This window comes from Lysobacter oculi (assembly GCF_003293695.1).
Classification (GTDB): domain Bacteria; phylum Pseudomonadota; class Gammaproteobacteria; order Xanthomonadales; family Xanthomonadaceae; genus Solilutibacter; species Solilutibacter oculi.
The window spans coordinates 2,153,926-2,172,413 of sequence record NZ_CP029556.1 but is presented as its reverse complement, the minus strand read 5'-3'; the positions used below and the strand labels follow the sequence as shown (position 1 = coordinate 2,172,413).

The window sequence follows — 18,488 nt, the reverse complement described above, 5'->3', positions numbered from 1 at the left end:
AAGGATGAGCGAAGCCGCTTCGACCCGCACCCCGCTGTGCATCCCCGCCACGCATCCCAGCCTGCCCGGGCATTTCCCCGGCCAGCCGGTGGTGCCGGGCGTGGTGATCCTCGACGCGGTGCAGCGCGCGATCGAAGCCGACGCCGGCCCGTTGCCCGCGTTTAAGCTGCCGCAGGTGAAGTTCCTGCAACCGCTGCTGCCCGACGAGGACGCGGTGATCGAGATCGACGCCACCGCGCCTTCGCGTTGGCGCTTCCGCGTGCTGCGCGGCGACACCCTGATCGCCAGCGGCGAGATCGCCGCCGCATGAGCGCGCCCGCGACCGACTGGAAAGCGCGCCCGGAAGGCGGCGGTTTCTTCGCCATCTGGCTGATCCGCACCTTCGCGCGCTACATGGGGCGCGGCCTGACCCGGCCCTTCCTGTGGCCGATCACCGCCTACTTCCTCGCCAAGCGGGGGCCGGAGCGCCGCGCGTCCATCGCCTATCTCTCGCGCGTGCTCGGGCGGCCGGCGCGGCTGCTCGATGGCGCGCGCCACGTGCACACGTTCGCCTCGACCATCCTCGACCGGGTGTTCCTGCTCGGCGGCGATCTCGACCGTTTCGATGTCACGGTCAGCGGCCTCGATGCGCTGCACCGCGTGCTCGACAAGAAGCGCGGCGTGCTGCTGTTCGGCTCGCACCTCGGCAGCTTCGACGTGCTGCGCGTGCTGGCCACGCGGCGGCCCGACTACATCATCCGCGTGGTGCTGGACAAAGGGCAGAACCCGGCGCTGATGCAGCTGCTGGACGCGCTCAATCCGACCATCGCGGCGAGCGTGATCGATGCCGCGCAGGACGGCCCGGGCGTGGCGATCGCGATGAAGCAGGCGCTCGACGAAGGCGCGCTGGTGTCGATGCTGGTGGACCGCGCGCGCCCGGATGAACCGGCCTTGCCGGCACCGTTCCTGGGCGGCGTCGCGCGTTTCCCGACCACGCCGTGGCTGGTCGCCGCCGCGTTGAAGGTGCCGGTGGCGCTGGGCTTTGGGCTGTATCGCGGTGGCCGCCGCTATGACCTGCATTTCGAGGCGTTCGAGGAAGACGCGCTGGACGTGCCGCGCAACGTGCGCGCGCAGGCGCTGGCCCTGCTCATCCGACGTTACGCCACGCGTCTGGAGACTATGACGCGCGATGCTCCCTACAACTGGTTCAACTTCTATGACTTCTGGGCAGACGATGAAACCCCGCACGATGCCGCGCTGGATGACGCTGCAGTGCAGCGCCGCACTGCTCTGCGCCGTGGCGCTGTCGATGCCGGCCCGGGCGGACGCACCGGCGCCGGTTGAGAGCGGCTGGATCCTGTCGCGGCTGGCGCAGCCCGCGCCGATGCGCACCAGCTTCGTCGAGGTGCGCGACTCGCGGCTGCTGAAGAATCCGCTGCGGCTGTCCGGCGAATATCGCCGCCCCGATGACCAGACCCTGGTCCGCGAGGTGCGCACGCCCTACACCGAGACCACCACGCTGCTCGGCGATCAGGCCAGCATCGCGCGGTCGGGCAAGCCGGCGCGCACCTTCTCGTTGTCGCGCGCACCGCAGCTGGCCGGCATGCAGGCCGGCTTCGGCGCGTTGCTGCGCGGCGATGCGGCGGGCATCAGCCGCGACTTCAACCTCGCCGCCCGCGGCACCCGCGCGCAGTGGCAGATGCGGATGACGCCCAAGCAGGCCGCGCTCAAGCAGTACGTCCGCGACATCACCCTGTACGGGCGCGGCAGCGAACTGCGCTGCATCGAGACCCGCACCACGCGGGGCGACGAGGTGCAACGCACCCTGCTGGCCAGCGCCGCACGCAGCGTGACCGCCTCGACCAGCGCCGCGCAGCTGGCTTCGCTCTGCCAGAGCGGCAGCTGAGCCGCGCGCGGCGGCGGCATCGCACTCGCTAACATGGCCGCCTCCCTGGGCCATGCATGCGACGGATGAAGCCGCTTCCCGCCAAGACCCGTCTGTTGATCGCGCTGGCCTGGCTGGCGCTGCTGGCCGTCGCCGGCTTCGTGCTGTCGTCGCGGTTGTCGATGTCGGGCGACCTGCGCAAGTTCATGCCCGAGGCGCAGACCCCGGCGCAACGCCTGCTGATGGACGAACTCGGCGAAGGCCCCGGCTCGCGCCTGCTGCTGATGTCGATCAGCGGCGCCGACAGCGAAACCCTGGCCGCGCAATCCACTGCGCTCGCGGCGAAGCTCGCCGCCGACACCCGTTTCCTGCTGGTGTCCAACGGCGCGCCGCAATCGCTCGACGCCATTCCCGCCGCGCTGCGTCCGTACCGTTACCTGCTCACGCCCACCTTCGACGCGCATCCGCTCGACACCGCCTATCTGCATGACGAACTGCAGGCGCGCATCGAGGATCTCGGCTCGCCCGCCGCCGGCCTGCTGGAGCCGCTGATTCCTTCCGACCCCACGCTGGAAACGCTGAAGCTGGTCGAAGGCTGGCAGCCGGCGAACGGCCCGCAGCGCCTGCACGACGTCTGGTTCAACAAGGCGGGCAGCGCCGCGCTGCTGGTGGCCGAGACCCGCGCCGCCGGCTTCGACCCGACCGGGCAGGAGGTCGCCGTCAACGCGGTCAACGCCGCCTTTGCCGACGTGCGCGGCGACAGCGGCACGCGGCTGGAAATGAGCGGCCCCGGCGCGATCTCGGTGGAGATCGGCAGCCGCACCGCGCGCGAAGCCAGCCTGATCGGTTCCATGGACACGATCGGCCTGATCCTGCTGCTGCTCGTCGCCTACCGCAGCTGGAAGATGCCGCTGTTCGGCGTGCTGCCGCTGGCGACCGCGGGACTCGCCGGCCTCGCCGCCACCGCCCTGCTGTTCGACGGCGTGCACGGCATCACCATCGCCTTCGGTTTCACCCTGATCGGCGTGGTGCAGGACTACCCCATCCACCTGTTCTCGCACCAGCGGCCCGGCATCACCCCGTGGCAGAACGCGCGGTCGATCTGGCCCACGCTCGCCACCGGCGTCGCCTCCACCTGCATCGCCTATTTCACTTTCCTCACCTCAGGCGTGGATGGTCTGAAGCAGCTTGCGGTGTTCACCATCGTCGCCCTGCTGGCCGCCGCGCTGGTCACCCGCCTGCTGCTGCCGGCGCTGCTGGACCCGGACATGCGCGACCCCGCCGATTCCCCGTGGATGGCGAAGCTCTGGCGCGGCATCGAGCGGCTGCCGCGCCCACGTGCATGGATGCTCGGCGTGTTGGCCGTGGCGGCACTCGCGGTGATCGAGTTCGCGCCCACGCCGTTCTGGCAGAACGACCTATCGAAGCTCACCCCGGTGCCGAAGGACGCGATGGCGCGCGACATGCGCCTGCGCGCTGAACTCGGTGCGCCCGATGTGCGCTACCTGCTGGCGCTGGAAGGCCGCGACATCGAAACCGTGCTGCAGGCCAGCGAAACCCTCCGCCCCAGGCTCGAACACATGCGCGAAACCGGCCTGATCAGCGGCTACGACATGGCCGCGCGTTACCTGCCTTCGGCGCAGGTGCAACGCGCGCGCCAGGCGCGCCTGCCCGATGACGCCACCTTGCGGCGCACGCTGGACGACGCGCTGGCCGATACCGATTTCGTGCCGGATGCCTTCGACGATTTCCTGCACGATGTCGCCACCGCACGCGGCGCCAAACCGCTCACGCAGGCCGACCTCGCCGGCACGCCGCTCGCCACCACGCTGGCCGGCCTGCTGCGCGAACGCGACGGCCGCGCCACCGCGCTGGTGTCGGTGGCCGGCATCCATGACGATGCGGCTTTCCTGCAGGCCGCGCGCCAAGCCGGGCTCAAACCGGTGGACATGAAGGCGGCCTCGGAATCGCTGGTGGTGCAGTACCGCGAGCGCGTGCTGTGGTCGCTCTCCATCGCCGCGCTGCTGCTCACGGCCACCGTGTGGTTCGCGCTGCGCGATCCGCGCCGCACCTTGCGCGTGCTGCTGCCGATGGCGTTGACCACGCTGCTGATCCTCGCCGTGCTGCGCGGCGCGGGCGTCGAACTCAACCTGTTCCATCTGGTCGCGCTGATCCTTGCCGCCGGGCTCGGGCTCGATTACGCGCTGTTCTTCGACCACGCCGGCGACGGCATCCGCGACCAGCTGCGCACCCTGCACGCGCTGATCGTCTGCAGCCTGATGACGCTGCTGGTGTTCTTCCTGCTCGGGCTGTCGTCGATCCCGGTGCTGCGCGCGATCGGCGTCACCGTGACGCTGGGCGTGCTGTTCAACTTCGTGCTCGGCCTGCTTGTCGCGCGGCAGCCGGCCACCCGCGAGGAGCGTGCGCATGGCTGATGTGGCTTCGCTCGACCGCATCGACATCGCCACCCTCGTCCCGCATCAGGGCGCGATGTGCCTGTGGCAGCGTGTACTGGATTTCGATGCCGCTTCGGTGCGCGTCGCCACGATCTCGCACCGCGATGCTTTGAATCCGCTGCGCAGCGATGGCGTGCTGCGCGCGATCCACCTCTGCGAATACGGCGCGCAGGCGATGGCCGTGCATGGCGGGCTGCTGGCGCGCGAAGGCGCGACGCCGCGTGCCGGATTCCTGGTGGCGCTGCGCGGCGTGCAGATCCAGCGCGCGCGCATCGACGACCTGCCGGGCGAGCTCGTCGGCCATGCCGAACTGCTGATGCAGTCGGACACCAGCCAGCAGTACGCGTTCCGCATCGAACACGCCGGCATGCTCATCGCCGAGGGCCGCGCAGCGGTGATGCTGCAGGGCTGAACACGGCCGCGCACTACACTTCGACCACCCCACAACAGGCAGAAAACGCATGACGGCAGGCACGAAGCGCGCACTGGTCACCGGCGGCAGCGGCGATATCGGCGGCGCGATCTGCCGTGCGCTGGGCGCGGCCGGGCTGCATGTGATCGTCCATGCCAACGGCAACATCGCGCGGGCGGAAGCGGTGGTGGCGGCCATCGTGGCGGCGGGCGGCAACGCCGAAGCCATCGCCTTCGACCTGACCGATGCCGCCGCCTCGCAGTCCGCCATCGAGGCATTGCTTGAAGCCGGCCCGGTGCAGGTGCTGGTCAACAACGCCGGCATCCACGACGACGCGCCGCTGGCCGGCATGCGCGACGACCAATGGCGAAGCGTCATCGATGTCTCGCTCAACGGTTTCTTCCACGCCACCCGCCCGCTGCTGCTGCCGATGGCACGCACGCGCTGGGGCCGCATCGTCAACATTTCCAGCGTGGCGGCGGTGCTCGGCAACCGCGGGCAGGTGAACTACGCCGCCGCCAAGGCCGCGCTGCACGGCGCCAGCAAGTCGCTGGCACGCGAGATGGGCAGCCGCGGCATCACCGTGAACGTGGTCGCGCCGGGCGTGATCGCCGGCAGCATGACCAACGACGTCTTCGCGCCCGAACAGGTCAAGGCGATGGTGCCGGCGGCGCGCACCGGCACGCCCGAGGAAGTGGCGGCGCTGGTGGCCTTCCTCTGCGGCGATGCGGCGGGCTACATCAACGGCCAGGTGATCGGCGTCGATGGCGGGATGAGCTGAGGCGCGGTCAGGCCGTCGCTTCGGCGTACCAGACGGGCGCGAGCATCGGCTCACCGCTGGCCACGCCTTCGAGCAACGAGGCCAGCGCGCCGGCATCGAGCGAAGGATGGCGCGCGCGCACCTTGCCGAGGATCTCCGCCGCCAGCCGTTCCATCAGCCCCACGTGGCCGGCGATGCGCGCGGCGAACGCGTCATCGTCCAGCGTGTCGTGGAGCCCGCGATTCATCTCGTGGAACCACGGGATGACGTACTGGTCGAGCAGGCGGCCGTCCTCGCGGATGCCGTAGTCATCGACTTCGCCCCAGGCGCGCAGGAACGGCTGCATCGCCGCGTTGAGCGCATTCGCGCGTTCCAGCTGCGGGCGCAGGCGACCGAGCATCGGCAGCGCCGCGATGCGCCCCGAGATGTACAGCGGCGCCAGCACGGCCCAGTAATAGGTGTAGTCCCAGATCACCTTGACCGGCATGACGCGGGCGTTGCCGAACAGCGGGTACTGGCCCTGGAACAGCCGCATGGTGTTGTCGTAGAACGACTGCAGCAGCTGCTGGTACAGGCTGGCGTAGGGCGCGAACGGTTCGCCGGCGCAGTCCTTGCCGATCAGGTCGGTGATGAAGCTGTTGGAAATGGCGATGAAGTCGCTGCCCGGCGAATAGAACGGATCGGCGAACAGGCCGGCCTCGCCGGTGATCGCCCAGCGCTGGCCGGAATACAGCTGCGTGCATGCGTGCGAGAAGTGGCGCATGAACATGAAGTCGAGCAGCGCGTGCGCGGGTGCGTCCAGCGTCGCGGCCAGCTGCGGCTGGTGCGTGCGCAGCCAGTCCATCGCCTTGTCGTGGCTGTTGAGCGTGGCGAGCGGATGCAGCGCCTCGTCGGCGACGATGCCGATGGAATGCGTGCCCGAGCCCAGCGGGATCAGCCACACCCAGTAGCCCGGGCCGCACAGGTGGTTGGTGGAACGCCAGCGGTCCGGCGGATCACAGCGCGCCAGCCAGTCCGCGTCGTCGGACCACTGCTTCGGCTGCACGAACCCTTCGACGCGCCACCAGGCGGCGTTGACCTCGTGGTCGTTCGCCTTCGCCAGCCCCAGTTTCCGCTTGAGCAGGCCGGCGCGGCCGCTGGCATCGACCAGCCAGCGCGCGTCGACTTCCACTTCCGCGTCGCCCTGCGTGTAGCGGACGCGGTGGTCGCCGTCGCCCTCCGCCAGGTCGACGCCGCCGACCTTCGCAGCATCGACGAATTCGATGCCGAGTGCGCGCGCATGTCCGCCGAGGAAGTTCTCGAAGCGGCCGCGGTCGATCTGCCAGCTGGGCGTGGGCAGCAGGCGGCTGACGCCGAGTTCGGTGCAGCGGTCGATGCGCGTGCTGCCATCGGAGAAGAAGAAGCGGAAGCCGAACTTGCGGATGTGCGCTTCGCTGAGGTGGTCGTGCAGGCCGAGCACGTTGGCGAAATAGTGCGCGCCGATCTCCACCGTGGATTCGCCCACCTTGAACGCGGCTTCCGGCACCGGATGGGCGCGGCGCTCGATGACGCGGACCGACAGCGCCGGGTCCTGCCGTTTCAGCTGCAGCGCGAGGGTCAGGCCGGCCAGCCCTCCGCCGAGGATGACGACGTCGCGGCGCTCCACCTCAACCCGCCTGCCGGAGCGGCGCGGCCGGCATGGCCAGCACGCCGTCGGCATCGTCGATCACCGGCGGATTCGCGCGGATACGGCTGTACATCGCCGGCACGCCGCCGCGGCGCAGGCACTGCAGCACGATATGCGAGGTGATGCGGCTGAAATCCTTCAGCGGCTTGAAGTGGCTCGGGCGCATCTGCTGCGGGCCGTGCACTTGGTTGTAGCGCGCCTCGATCGGGATCGACACGCAGCGCACGCCGAGTTCCTGCGCGGCGGACATCAGGATCTGCGCCTCGTAGACGAAGTCCTCGCCGGGCACGTCGCCCAGCGCCATCACGTTGGCCGGGTACAGGCGCTGGCCGCTCTGGCTGTCGGCGATCTGGTAGCCGGTGCCCCAGGCCACGCCCCAGTCGCCGAACTCGTTGGCGAGGCGGCGGTAGGTCGGCTGCTGCGAACGCTTGCGCAGGCGCGCGCCGATCACGATCCAGCCCGGGCGGCGGTTGCCGGCGTCGAGCATGCGCGGGATGTCGTCGGCGCTGTGCTGGCCGTCGCCGTCCATGCTGATCGCGGCCACCGCGCCCTGGCGCAGCGCTTCGGCGAACCCGTCGCGCAGGCACGCGCCCTTGCCGCAGCGCGTCTCGTGGCGGAGCAGGGTGATCGGCAGGTCACGGATGCAGTCGGCGGTGCCGTCATCGGAACCGTCGTCGATGACGATGACGCGGTCGGCGTGGCGCAGTGCGCCTTCGACCACCTCGCGGATGCGCAGGCGCTCGTTGAGGGCGGGGATGACGATGGCGATGTTGTGGCGGTCGTAGGTCACGCGGGCTCCTGCAGCGGCGCCGGGTCGAGTTCGATCATCAGAACGCGGCCGGCACCGGCATCGAGTGAAAGAGTGGCGGCGGCTTCGTGCGCCAGGGCGTCGAACAGCGGCAGCATCGGATGCATGGCGTTGCCCGCCTCGCGCCGCGCGAGTGCGCCATCGGCGGGCGTGGCCTCGCCATCGGCGAGCCAGGCGCGCAGACCGCGGCCGTGTCCGTCGCCCTTCGCCAATACCAAGGCGCCGCCGAGCGTGCCGGTGGTGTTGGAGATGGCGACGAGCGGGCCGCTGGCGCCGGTGTCGTAGGCGGCCAGCAGCACGGCGTCGTGGCCCGTGGCCAGCTGCATCAGCGCTTCCAGCAGGCCCTGGGCGAAGGTGGCGGCGTAGGCGGACAGCGCGGTGGAGGGATGCATGCAGCCGGCGCCGATGGTCCAGTAGCCGGCGGCGGCGTTGTACACCGAGTTGTGGAAGCGGGTCGGCGAGATCGCGGCCGGGTCGTCGCCGGCCAATGTCTCGCACATGTAATCGGTGATGCCGAGATCGCCGTGGGTCGAGGCGAAGACCGAGGGCAGCGTGGCCGGGTCGCGGCCGGCGGCCTGGCAGGCGGCCAGCGCGACTTCCAGCGCCACCGCGACGGATTCCGGCGCGCGGCGGCGCTCGTTGGCGGCGAGCAGCTGCGGCGAAGGCCGTGCCGGCGCGTTCTCCGGCAGCGTGCCGGCGTGGGCGAAGGCGGCGGCATCGGACCAGGACGGCAGCCCCTTCGACCAGAAGCCGATGCCTTCGATGCGGGCGTCGATCGGCGTCATGCGCGCGCCCCGAACAGCAGCGAGCAGTTGTTGCCACCGAAGCCGAAGGAATTGTTCATCGCATGGCGGGCCGGTTTTTCCTGCGGCAGGAAACGGATCTGCGCGCCGCAGGCGGCATCGGCGCGGCTGCTGTTGAGCGTGCCGGGCAGGAAGCCGTGGTCCAGCGCCAGCAGCGCGAACACCGATTCCACGATCCCCGCCGCGCCCAGCGTGTGGCCGGTCCAGCCCTTGGTGGAACTGGCGTGCAGGCTTTCCGGAAACAGCGCGGCCACGGCCATCGCTTCGACCGCGTCGTTGGCGGGCGTGGAGGTGCCGTGCAGGTTGAGATAGTCGATGTCGGCTGCGGTCAGGCCGGCGCGGGCCAGCGCATCGCGCATGCTGAGCTGCGCGCCGAGGCCTTCGGGATGCGGCGCCGACATGTGGTGGGCGTCGCTGGATTCGCCATAGCCGAGCAGCCGGGGCGAAGCCGCATCGACCTCATCCGCCTTCTCCAGCAGCGCGAAACCGCCGGCCTCGCCGAGCGACAGGCCGTCGCGGCGGGCATCGAAGGGCATGCACGGGTTGGCGGACACCAGCCCGAGCGCGTTGAAGCCGTAGAGCACGCTGCCGCACAGGGTATCGACGCCGCCGACCAGGGCCGCATCGACGAGGCCTGCCTCGATCAGCCGCGCCGCCTGCGCGAACACCTTGGCGCTGGACGAACAGGCGGTGGCCACGGTGATGCACGGCCCGCGCAGGCCGGTGGCGGCCTGCAGGAAATTGCCGAGCGAATGCGGGGTGTGGACCTGCGGGCGGCGCAGGTCGGCGGGGAACCGGCCGTCGTCAAGGCGGGCGTAGGCCTCCTCGGTGGCGCCGATGCTGGAGGTGGAAGTGCCGACGACGATCGCCACGCGGTCGGCGCCGTGGCGTTCGCGCAAGGCCTGCACGGCGTCGCGCAGGCCGTCCTGGTTGAGGGCGAGCCAGGCGAGGCGGTTGTTGCGGCATTCCCAGCCGGCGAGGGTGTCGGGCAGCGCGGCTTCTTCCAGCCCATCGACGCGGCCGATCCAGGTCGGCAGCGGCGCTCCGTCTTTCAGCGGGCCGAAATCGTTGCGGCGCAGCCCGCTGCGGCCGGCCCGCAGTGCGTCGAGCTGGGCGGCGCGACCGCGGCCGAGCGCGGTGGTGGCGGTGTAGGCGGTGATGGCGAGGGGCGCCATCGCGGTCGCGGGCGCAGCGGGGGAAGCAGGCACGGAAAATCCGGTTCGCGAAACTGGCCGGAGTATAGCGACGGACTCCCGGAGCCCCGGATGAAGCCGCGCGCGGCCGGCCTTATAGAATGAGGGCCGTCATGACCAGCCGCACCGCCCACCGCGCGTCGTTGATGATCGACCGCGACGTCCTGCACGTCGGCGGGATCGCGCTGGCGGCCTGCGTATTCAGCGCCGGACTGGTCTATGCCGGCTATTTCGTCCAGACGTTCAGGGTGGCCCGCAACGCCCCCTGCGAGCCGCGCGACGGCCGCTGCGTGCTGCTGTTCGGCAAGCACGCGCCGGGGGGACGGATCGATGCCGATTTCGATGCCCGCATCCAGCGCGCCGGCCAGCTCTGGCACAGCCATGCGCCGCAACGCCTGATGCTGCTCGGCGGCGGCCCGCAGGGCGAGGCCAGCGAAGCCGAAATCGCCCGCGACGCGCTGCTGGCCCGCGCGTCCATCACCGAGGCCGCGCTGCACCTGGAGCGCGATTCCCGCGACACCCTGCAGAACCTGCGCAACGCCCGCGATCTGCTGCGCCAGGTCGCGCACCAGGGGCCGGTGGTGCTGGTCAGCAGCCGCTACCACCTGGCCCGCTGCCGGCAGTTCGCGCGCCAGCTGGGCATCGAGGCCGAACTCTGCGCCGCCGAGCCGCGCCTGTCGCTGAGCCCGCGCATGCTGCTGCGACTGGCCGGCGAGGCCGGCTACCTGTCCCTGCTCGACATCGGCACCCGCTGGGCGCGCTTCATCCGCTCGCAACGCATGCTCGAACGCGTGACCTAGGGCCCACGCGGCCCGTGCAGGCCACGGGTTAGCATCGGGATTCCTTCGCGCCGCCGCAGACCCGATGCCGATCCATGCCCGCACTGCCGTTCCCGCCGCCCTGCTCGCCCTTGGCCTCGCCGCGCCCATGAGCCACGCCCAGACGCCCTACGCACCCAAGGCCGTCACCGCCGCCGACTATGCCCGCGCCGAATCAATGCTGGCGCACAAGCTCGACCCGCTGGTCGACGGCGCGGCGAAAGCGGTCAGCTGGCAGGACGGCGAACGCGTGCTGTGGGTGGAATCGCGCCACGGCCAGAGCCGCCTGATGGGTTTCGATGCGGCCAAGGGCACGCCGCTCGACCTCGGTGACAGCGCGGCGCTGGCGAAATCCCTCGCTGCGGCCAGCGGGGGCGATGTCGATGCGGCGACCTTCATCGGCAAGCTCAAGGACATCCGCCTCGATGACGCCGGCCTGCACTTCAGCTACGCCGACAGCGGCTATGCCTGCCCGCGCGATGGCGCCTGCGAAAAACGCGCCGCCACCAAGGACAGGAAAGGCGACGGCCCGGCGGTGACCTCCCCCGATGGCCGCCGCGCCGTCTTCATCCGCGACTGGAACCTGTGGTTGCGCGATGTCTCCAGCCGTGCCGAAACGCAGCTCACCACCGACGGCAGCCCGGACTACGGCTACGCGACCGACAACGCTGGCTGGCAGCACAGCGACAAGGCGATCGTGCTGTGGTCGCCGGGTTCATCGAAGCTCGCCACCTTCCGCCAGGACCAGCGCCGCACTTCGACAATGACCCTGGTCGCCACCAACCGCGGCGCACCGGTGGCGCAGCAGTGGAAGTACCCGTTCGTCGGCGACGAACACGTCACGATGATCGAGCGCGTCGTCATCGACCTGTCCACCACCGCACCCAAGGTCGTGCGCCTGAAGATGACGCCGGACCAGCACCGTTCCACCAGCTGCGACGACGTCAGCTGCAACGGCGGCTGGGAGGACGTGCAGTGGGCGAAGGACGGCAGGACGCTCGCCTTCGTCAGCACTGACCGCGGCCACAAGTCCGCACAGCTGCGCGTGGCCGACACCGCCACCGGCGCGGTGCGCGATGTCTATCTGGAAACGGCGAAGACCCAGTTCGAGAGCGGCATCGGCGGCGTGGTGAACTGGCGCTACCTGCCTGAAAGCAACGAGTTCCTGTGGTGGACGCAGAAGTCCGGCTGGGGCCACCTCTATCTCCACGACCTCGCCACCGGCAAACAGAAGCGCGCGGTGACGTCGGGCGACTGGAACGTCGCCGAAGTGCTGCGCCTGGATGCGGCCAGCCGCACGGTGTGGTTCCGGGGCGTCGGCCGCGAGCCGGGCCGCGATCCCTACTTCGCCCACTTCTACAAGGCCAGTCTCGACGGCGGCGACGTGCAGTTGCTCACGCCCGAAAACGCCGACCACAAGCTGCAGCTCGCCGATGACGGCCGCTTCTTCATCGACACCTATTCCACCGCCGGCACCGCGCCGGTCACGGTGCTGCGCCGGATGGACGATGGCCGCGAGGTCAAAGAACTCGCCCGCGCCGACCTGACGCGCCTGGCCGCCGCCGGCTGGCGCGCGCCCGAGCAGTTCACGGTCAAGGGCCGCGACGGCAGGACCGATGTCTACGGGATGATGTGGAAGCCCTCGCACTTCGATGCGAAGAAGAAGTACCCGATCGTCAACTACATCTATCCGGGCCCGCAGACCGGCTCGATCCGCACGCGCAGCTTCGCGACCGCGCAGCTCGATCACCAGGCGCTGGCCGAACTCGGCTTCATCGTGGTGGCGATGGACGGCATGGGCACGCCCTGGCGCAGCAAGGCGTTCCAGGACGCCTACTACGGCGACATGATCGACAACACCCTGCCCGACCAGGTGGCGGGGATGAAGCAGCTGGCCGCGAAGCATCCGTGGATCGACCTCGACCGCGTCGGCATCTGGGGGCATTCGGGCGGCGGCAACGCGACCGCCACCGCGATGTTCATGTACCCGGACTTCTTCAAGGTCGGCATCAGCGAATCCGGCAACCACGACAACCTCAGCTACGAGGACGACTGGGCCGAGCGCTACCACGGGCTGATGGCGAAGAACGCCGACGGCACGACCAACTACACCGGCCAGGACAACGCGTCGCATGCCAAGGGGCTCAAGGGCAAGCTGTTCCTGATCCACGGGATGATGGATGACAACGTGCCGCCGCAGAACACGCTGCTGGTGGTCGATGCGCTGATGAAGGCGAACAAGGACTTCGACCTGCTGATGCTGCCGCACGCGCGCCACGGTTTCGGGAAGGACGGCTGGTACGTGATGCGCCGGCGCTGGGACTATTTCGTGCAGCACCTGCTCGGCGCAACGCCGCCGCCGCAGTACGAGATCAAGCCGCCTGCGCCATGATGCGATGAGCACGACCTCTCCGGCGCACGCGCGGCTGCGCGAGGCCACCCGCGACGACCACGCGCGCGTGGACGGCTGCTTCCCGCATGGCCTGGACGATGTCACCGCGTACCGCCGTTACCTGCGCGGCATGCACGCGCTGCTGGTGGCGTTGGCGGATGCCGATGCCGGACTCGCACAGGCCTACGCGCATCACCGCATGCTGCTTGAAACGGACATGGCGGCATTGAGTATGGCGCCGCTCGCTGCACCACAGGCACCGCGCATCGACGATGACGCCACACGCCTCGGCGCGCGTTACGTCATCGAAGGCTCGGCGATGGGCGCGCGGCTGTTGCTTCGGCAGGCCACGGCGCTCGGCTTCGACCGTGAAAGCGGCGCGCGCTTCCTCGCCTATCATGCGGAACAGGGCGGCGCGCAATGGCCGTAGTTCAAGCAGCAACTGGCATCGCAGGATCCCGCAGACCCGGGCTTTGCGCGCCTGATCCAGACGACCTGCGACACCTTCGCCCTCGCGGCGCGGTGCCTCGGTGGCGACGCATGAGCCACAGGGGAACACGATGACCAGCGACAACAGGCTCGAGATCGAGCAGGCGCTTGCCGCCTGCGCGAGCGAACCGATCCAGTTCAGCGGCGGCATCCAACCCCATGGCTACCTGGTCAGCTGCGACCTGGCGACCGGCGTGGTCCGGCATGTCTCCGACAACTGCCGCACGCTGTTCGGCATCGCGCCGGAACACATCATCGGCCAGCCGATCGCGGACTTCGTCCATCTCGATGTGCCGATGCTCGGCAACTATTCGCCGGAGGCCGAACCGCAGGCCGCCGAATACATCGCCAGCGTCAACATCGGCGAGCGTGCGCAGTATTGCGATGTCAGCGTGCACGTGGCGCAGGGCCTCGCACATCTGGAGATCGAACCGCAGCCCCGCGTCGCCCAGGTGTCGGCCGCCGAACTCGTCCACGACATGATCTTCCGCATCACCGCCGAAACCGGCGACGACGCACGGCTGCACGCGCTGATGACCGAGCAGGTGCGCCGGCTCACCGGCTTCGACCGGGTGATGGTCTACCGCTTCCTGCCCGACGACTCCGGCGAAGTCATTGCCGAGTCGCTGGCGGAGGGCGTTCAGTCCTGCCTGGGCCTGCGTTACCCGGCTTCCGACATCCCGCCGCAGGCACGCGCGCTCTACCTGCGCAACCGCGTGCGCGTCATCGCCGATACCGATTACCGGCCGGTGCCGATCGTGCCCGCGCTCAATCCCGACGGCACGCCACTCGACCTCTCGCGCCACGGCCTGCGCAGCGTCTCGCCGGTGCATCTGGAATACATGCGCAACATGGGCATGGCGGCGTCGATGTCGATCTCGATCATCGTCGATGGCCGGCTCTGGGGGCTGGTCGCCTGCCACCACCGCACGCCGCGCCAGCTGCCGCCACGCCACCGCACCGCCGCCGACCTGCTGGGCATGTTCTATTCGCTGCGGGTCAGCGCCAGCGAACACCTGCGCACCGTGGCCCGCAAGATCCGCGGCCGCGCCATCCGCACCGCGATGGTGCGCGCCTTCATGGACGGCGATGCGCCGGCCGTCACCATCGCGCACCAGCTCGCCGATCTGCGCGACATGATGCCGGCCAATGCCGCGGTGCTGCTGGCCGCCGCCGGCGACGTGCGCGAGGGCGAACCGGTCGATGACGCCACCCTCGATGCCGCGCGCGCCTGGCTTGCACGGCGGCCCGACCGTGAGGTGATGGCCACCCACATCGCCGCCGACTGGCTCGACGGCGCCGACCTGCGCTATGCCGGCGTGCTGGCGATGCGGCTGGATGACGACCACGCGGTGCTGCTGTTGCGCCGCGAACAGGTGGCCGATGTCGAATGGGCCGGCGAGCCGGTCAAGCATCTGGTGACGACCGATGACGGCGTGCGGATGGCGCCACGGCGCAGCTTCAACACCTGGCGCGAGACCGTCCACGGCCAGGCCCGGCCCTGGGACCGCGACGACCTGGAAGATGCCGAAGCCACCATGCTGTTGCTGCGGCAGGGGCTGGCGGCGACGCCGCGCGGCTGAATCCGCTGACGGGCGCGGTTTGATTTTCCACGCCGCATCGTTACCCTGCCCGCTCTTTTACCCGCGCCCGACCCCATGTCCAACGCCCCCGTCTCCCGCCGTCCGCTCAACCCGCTGCCGCGCCTGATCTTCGCCTCGCGCTGGCTGCAGCTGCCGCTGTACCTGGGGTTGATCGTCGCGCAGATCGTCTACGTGTTCCTTTTCATGAAGGAACTCTGGCACCTGATCAGCCATGCCACGGAGATGACCGAGCAGCTGATCATGCTCGCGGTGCTCGGCCTGATCGACGTGGTGATGATCTCCAACCTGCTGGTGATGGTGATCGTCGGCGGCTACGAGACCTTCGTCTCGCGCCTGCGGCTCGAAGACCACCCGGACCAGCCGGAATGGCTCAGCCACGTCAACGCCAGCGTGCTCAAGGTCAAACTGGCGATGGCGATCATCGGCATCTCCTCCATCCATCTGCTCAAGACCTTCATCGCCATCGGCAACCTGGGCGCGGCCGGCGCGACCTACACGACGCAGGGCGTGATGTGGCAGACCATCATCCACTGCGTCTTCATCCTCTCGGCCATCGGCATCGCCTGGACCGACCGCCTGATGACCGCAGCCGCCAGCAAGCGCGAACTCGCCCACTGACGCAGCCGCGCGGGGCCACCCGCGCCACGCCGCGTAAAATGCGCGGATGGATGTTTCCCACCTGCTCGACGGCCTGAACCCGGCCCAGCGCGAAGCCGTCACCGCCGAGCCCGGCCACCTGCTGGTGCTGGCCGGCGCCGGCTCCGGCAAGACCCGCGTGTTGACCCACCGCATCGCCTGGCTCAACGAAGTCCACGGCGTGCCGGCGCACGGCATCTTCGCGGTCACCTTCACCAACAAGGCCGCGGGCGAGATGCGCCATCGCGCCGACGCGCTGCTGCGGCACGGTGCGCGCGGGATGTGGATCGGCACCTTCCACGGCCTCGCCCATCGCCTGCTGCGCCTGCACTGGCAGGACGCGAAACTGCCCGAAGGCTTCCAGATCCTCGACAGCGACGACCAGCTGCGCATGGTCAAGCGCGTGGTGCAGCAGCTGGAGTTCGACGAGGCGCGCTTCCCGCCCAAGCAGATCATGTGGTGGATCAACGCGCAGAAGGACGAAGGCCGGCGCCCGCAGCACATCCAGCCCAGCGGCGACGAGTGGGGCGAGGTGATGCTGAAGAGCTACACGCTCTACCAGGAGCGTTGCGACAACGCCGGCCTGGTCGATTTCGCCGAAATCCTGCTGCGCGCACATGAATTGCTGCGCGACACGCCGGCGCTTCTCGCGCATTACCGCCAGCGTTTCGGCCATCTGCTGATCGACGAATTCCAGGACACCAACGCGATCCAGTACGGCTTCGTGCGCCTGCTGGCCGGCGACACCGGCCGCGTCTTCGTGGTCGGCGACGACGACCAGGCCATCTACGGCTGGCGCGGCGCCAAGGTCGAGAACGTGCAGCGCTTCCTGCAGGATTTCCCGGGCGCACGCACCATCCGGCTTGAGCAGAACTACCGCTCCACATCGAACATCCTCGATGCCGCCAACGCGGTGATCGCGCACAATCCGGAACGGCTCGGCAAGCAGCTGTGGACCGAGGCCGGCGAAGGCGAGCCCATCGACCTCTACGCCGCCTTCAACGAGATCGACGAGGCGCGTTACGTCATCGACCGCATCCGCCAGTGGTCGAACGAGGGCGGCAGCTGGGGCGAGGCGGCGATCCTCTACCGCAGCAACGCACAGTCGCGCGCCTTCGAAGAGCACCTGCTGGCCGCGCAGATCCCGTACCGCGTATATGGCGGAATGCGCTTCTTCGAGCGCATGGAAATCAAGGACACCCTGGCCTATCTGCGCCTGATGGCGTCGCGGGTGGATGACGCGGCGTTCGAGCGCGCGGTCAACACGCCGACGCGCGGCATCGGCGAGCGCACGCTGGACGAAGTGCGCCAGGTCGCGCGCGGTGCGGGCGTGCCGCTGTGGGAAGCGGCGCGCCAGGCGATCGACGGTGACACGCTCAACGCGCGTGCGCGCAATGCGCTGGCCGGTTTCGTCGCGCTGATCGAGCAGCTGGCGGAGGAATGCGTCGAGCTGTCGCTGCAGGACAAGATCGACCATGTGCTGGTGCGTTCCGGCCTGCGCGCGCATTACGAGCGCGAATCGAAGGGCAGCATCGACTCGCGCACCGACAACCTGGACGAGCTGGTGAGCGTGGCTTCGCGTTTCTCGCGCGGCGACGACGAGGAATCCGCGCAGCTGTCGGAACTGGTCGCCTTCCTCGCCTATGCCGCGCTCGAAGCCGGCGAAGGCCAGGCGCAGGCCGGCGACGACGGCGTGCAGCTGATGACCCTGCACAGCGCGAAGGGCCTGGAGTTTCCGCTGGTGTTCCTGGCCGGGCTGGAGGAAGGCCTGTTCCCGAATGCGCGCAGCGTGGAGGAAAGCGGGCGGCTGGAGGAAGAACGTCGCCTCGCCTATGTCGGCATCACCCGCGCGCGGCAGAAGCTTGTGCTCTCGCATGCGGAGACGCGACGCCTGCACGGCCAGGACATGATCGGCCTGCCATCGCGCTTCCTGCGCGAGATCCCGCACGCGCTGCTTAACGAGATCCGGCCCAAGGTGAAGGTGGCGCGGCCGTATCTCTCGCCGCAGCGCCGCAGCTTCGGCCATGCGCCGATCGAAACCCCCGGCATCGCGCTCGGCAGCAATGTGCGGCACGCGAGCTTCGGGCTGGGTACGGTGACCGACATCGAAGGCAATGGCGCGCATGCACGCGTGCAGGTGAACTTCGACGATGTGGGCAGCAAGTGGCTGGTGCTGGCCTACGCCAACCTGCAACCGGCCTGACGCGTTCACCGGCCCGTGGCAGGTGCCGGTGCAGGCTCGGGGCTTCCCACAGCGGAGCACGGCGATGAAATGCGATGTCTGCGGCAACGACTACGACAAGGCGTTCACCATCGAGATGAACGGCAAGCGCGGCACCTTCGATTCCTTCGAATGCGCGATCCATGCCATGGCCCCGATCTGCGCGCACTGCCAATGCCGCGTCATCGGCCACGGCATGGAAGCGGACGGCGTCTTCTACTGCTGCGCGCATTGCGCGCGCCATGCCGGCGTCAAGGGACTCGACGACCGCGTCTGACCCCTCGCCACGTCATCGAAAAAACAAGGGCCGCTTTCGCGGCCCTTGGCATATCGGGATGCGGCGTCCCTGCCGATGTTCCATCCGTG

At 69.5% G+C, this 18,488-nt stretch carries 17 protein-coding genes; 13 read left to right on the top strand and 4 right to left on the bottom strand.

The genetic code is table 11. The annotated features are described in order from the left end of the window. Window positions 1-4 precede the first annotated feature (4 nt). The 6 genes from DCD74_RS10475 (at window position 5) to fabG (ending at window position 5,513) form a co-directional block, all read left to right on the top strand. Entirely contained in the window at window positions 5-310 is a 306-nt protein-coding gene (locus DCD74_RS10475) for a hypothetical protein (protein ID WP_112927262.1), read from the top strand. Further along, on the top strand, window positions 307-1,323 hold the full coding sequence (locus DCD74_RS10470; RefSeq protein ID WP_112927261.1) for an LpxL/LpxP family acyltransferase: 1,017 nt from the start codon (window positions 307-309) through the stop codon (window positions 1,321-1,323). The genes DCD74_RS10475 and DCD74_RS10470 overlap by 4 nt, the downstream gene beginning before the upstream one ends. Then, the gene (locus tag DCD74_RS10465) at window positions 1,229-1,885 is read left to right on the top strand and encodes a LolA-related protein (RefSeq protein WP_335645448.1); all 657 of its coding nucleotides are present in this window, start codon (window positions 1,229-1,231) and stop codon (window positions 1,883-1,885) included. Before DCD74_RS10470 ends, DCD74_RS10465 begins: the two co-directional genes overlap by 95 nt. Window positions 1,886-1,950: 65 nt before the next feature. Next, a complete protein-coding gene (locus DCD74_RS10460; RefSeq protein ID WP_112927259.1) occupies window positions 1,951-4,299 on the top strand; it encodes an MMPL family transporter in 2,349 nt (782 codons plus the stop codon). Further along, window positions 4,292-4,732 carry a phosphotransferase gene (locus tag DCD74_RS10455; RefSeq protein WP_112927258.1) on the top strand — a complete coding sequence of 147 codons (441 nt, stop codon included), beginning with the start codon at window positions 4,292-4,294 and terminating at the stop codon, window positions 4,730-4,732. The genes DCD74_RS10460 and DCD74_RS10455 overlap by 8 nt, the downstream gene beginning before the upstream one ends. Window positions 4,733-4,781: 49 nt before the next feature. Then, the gene (gene fabG, locus DCD74_RS10450) at window positions 4,782-5,513 is read left to right on the top strand and encodes a 3-oxoacyl-ACP reductase FabG (protein WP_112927257.1); all 732 of its coding nucleotides are present in this window, start codon (window positions 4,782-4,784) and stop codon (window positions 5,511-5,513) included. Window positions 5,514-5,520: 7 nt separating this feature from the next. On the opposite strand, the gene DCD74_RS10445 is transcribed toward fabG, so the two are convergent. Genes DCD74_RS10445 through DCD74_RS10430 form a run of 4 tightly spaced genes read right to left on the bottom strand, consistent with a single transcriptional unit; the run spans window position 5,521 to window position 9,944 of the window. Next, entirely contained in the window at window positions 5,521-7,191 is a 1,671-nt protein-coding gene (locus DCD74_RS10445) for an NAD(P)/FAD-dependent oxidoreductase (protein ID WP_112927256.1), read from the bottom strand. After that, on the bottom strand, window positions 7,139-7,948 hold the full coding sequence (locus tag DCD74_RS10440) for a glycosyltransferase family 2 protein (protein ID WP_112927255.1): 810 nt from the start codon (window positions 7,946-7,948) through the stop codon (window positions 7,139-7,141). Before DCD74_RS10440 ends, DCD74_RS10445 begins: the two co-directional genes overlap by 53 nt. Further along, window positions 7,945-8,751, bottom strand: coding sequence for a beta-ketoacyl synthase chain length factor (locus DCD74_RS10435; protein ID WP_112927254.1), 807 nt, complete (start codon window positions 8,749-8,751; stop codon window positions 7,945-7,947). Before DCD74_RS10435 ends, DCD74_RS10440 begins: the two co-directional genes overlap by 4 nt. Beyond that, window positions 8,748-9,944: a beta-ketoacyl-[acyl-carrier-protein] synthase family protein gene (locus DCD74_RS10430; RefSeq protein ID WP_112927253.1), complete on the bottom strand. Its 1,197-nt coding sequence runs from the start codon at window positions 9,942-9,944 to the stop codon at window positions 8,748-8,750. Before DCD74_RS10430 ends, DCD74_RS10435 begins: the two co-directional genes overlap by 4 nt. A 131-nt stretch (window positions 9,945-10,075) precedes the next feature. Here DCD74_RS10430 and DCD74_RS10425 point away from each other — a divergent pair, with 131 nt between their 5' ends. The 7 genes from DCD74_RS10425 (at window position 10,076) to DCD74_RS10395 (ending at window position 18,399) form a co-directional block, all read left to right on the top strand. Further along, window positions 10,076-10,762, top strand: a complete 687-nt coding sequence (locus tag DCD74_RS10425; protein ID WP_162615985.1) for a YdcF family protein — start codon at window positions 10,076-10,078, stop codon at window positions 10,760-10,762. Window positions 10,763-10,826: 64 nt separating this feature from the next. Continuing rightward, complete coding sequence (locus DCD74_RS10420) at window positions 10,827-13,172, top strand: S9 family peptidase (protein WP_112927251.1); 2,346 nt, start codon at window positions 10,827-10,829, stop codon at window positions 13,170-13,172. 4 nt (window positions 13,173-13,176) lie between these two features. Further along, complete coding sequence (locus DCD74_RS10415) at window positions 13,177-13,602, top strand: biliverdin-producing heme oxygenase (RefSeq protein WP_112927250.1); 426 nt, start codon at window positions 13,177-13,179, stop codon at window positions 13,600-13,602. Window positions 13,603-13,732: 130 nt separating this feature from the next. Beyond that, window positions 13,733-15,244 (top strand): GAF domain-containing protein, encoded by a 1,512-nt coding sequence (locus DCD74_RS10410; RefSeq protein ID WP_112927249.1) that lies wholly within the window; start codon window positions 13,733-13,735, stop codon window positions 15,242-15,244. A 75-nt stretch (window positions 15,245-15,319) separates the two neighbouring features. Beyond that, window positions 15,320-15,883, top strand: coding sequence for a TIGR00645 family protein (locus DCD74_RS10405; RefSeq protein ID WP_112927248.1), 564 nt, complete (start codon window positions 15,320-15,322; stop codon window positions 15,881-15,883). A gap of 46 nt (window positions 15,884-15,929) precedes the next feature. Next, a complete protein-coding gene (gene uvrD / locus DCD74_RS10400) occupies window positions 15,930-18,104 on the top strand; it encodes a DNA helicase II (RefSeq protein ID WP_112927247.1) in 2,175 nt (724 codons plus the stop codon). A 64-nt stretch (window positions 18,105-18,168) separates the two neighbouring features. Further along, window positions 18,169-18,399 (top strand): hypothetical protein, encoded by a 231-nt coding sequence (locus DCD74_RS10395; protein ID WP_112927246.1) that lies wholly within the window; start codon window positions 18,169-18,171, stop codon window positions 18,397-18,399. Window positions 18,400-18,488 lie beyond the last annotated feature (89 nt).

Coding starts and splice junctions, on each gene's coding strand:
- DCD74_RS10475 (WP_112927262.1), top strand. CDS start 5: ATGAGCGAAGCCGCTTCGACCCGCACCCCGCTGTGCATCCCCGCCACG.
- DCD74_RS10470 (WP_112927261.1), top strand. CDS start 307: ATGAGCGCGCCCGCGACCGACTGGAAAGCGCGCCCGGAAGGCGGCGGT.
- DCD74_RS10430 (WP_112927253.1), bottom strand. CDS start 9,944: ATGGCGCCCCTCGCCATCACCGCCTACACCGCCACCACCGCGCTCGGC.
- fabG (WP_112927257.1), top strand. CDS start 4,782: ATGACGGCAGGCACGAAGCGCGCACTGGTCACCGGCGGCAGCGGCGAT.
- DCD74_RS10455 (WP_112927258.1), top strand. CDS start 4,292: ATGGCTGATGTGGCTTCGCTCGACCGCATCGACATCGCCACCCTCGTC.
- DCD74_RS10405 (WP_112927248.1), top strand. CDS start 15,320: ATGTCCAACGCCCCCGTCTCCCGCCGTCCGCTCAACCCGCTGCCGCGC.
- uvrD (WP_112927247.1), top strand. CDS start 15,930: ATGGATGTTTCCCACCTGCTCGACGGCCTGAACCCGGCCCAGCGCGAA.
- DCD74_RS10420 (WP_112927251.1), top strand. CDS start 10,827: ATGCCGATCCATGCCCGCACTGCCGTTCCCGCCGCCCTGCTCGCCCTT.
- DCD74_RS10465 (WP_335645448.1), top strand. CDS start 1,229: ATGCCGCGCTGGATGACGCTGCAGTGCAGCGCCGCACTGCTCTGCGCC.
- DCD74_RS10425 (WP_162615985.1), top strand. CDS start 10,076: ATGACCAGCCGCACCGCCCACCGCGCGTCGTTGATGATCGACCGCGAC.
- DCD74_RS10435 (WP_112927254.1), bottom strand. CDS start 8,751: ATGACGCCGATCGACGCCCGCATCGAAGGCATCGGCTTCTGGTCGAAG.
- DCD74_RS10410 (WP_112927249.1), top strand. CDS start 13,733: ATGACCAGCGACAACAGGCTCGAGATCGAGCAGGCGCTTGCCGCCTGC.
- DCD74_RS10460 (WP_112927259.1), top strand. CDS start 1,951: ATGAAGCCGCTTCCCGCCAAGACCCGTCTGTTGATCGCGCTGGCCTGG.
- DCD74_RS10415 (WP_112927250.1), top strand. CDS start 13,177: ATGAGCACGACCTCTCCGGCGCACGCGCGGCTGCGCGAGGCCACCCGC.
- DCD74_RS10445 (WP_112927256.1), bottom strand. CDS start 7,191: ATGCCGACGGCGTGCTGGCCATGCCGGCCGCGCCGCTCCGGCAGGCGG.
- DCD74_RS10395 (WP_112927246.1), top strand. CDS start 18,169: ATGAAATGCGATGTCTGCGGCAACGACTACGACAAGGCGTTCACCATC.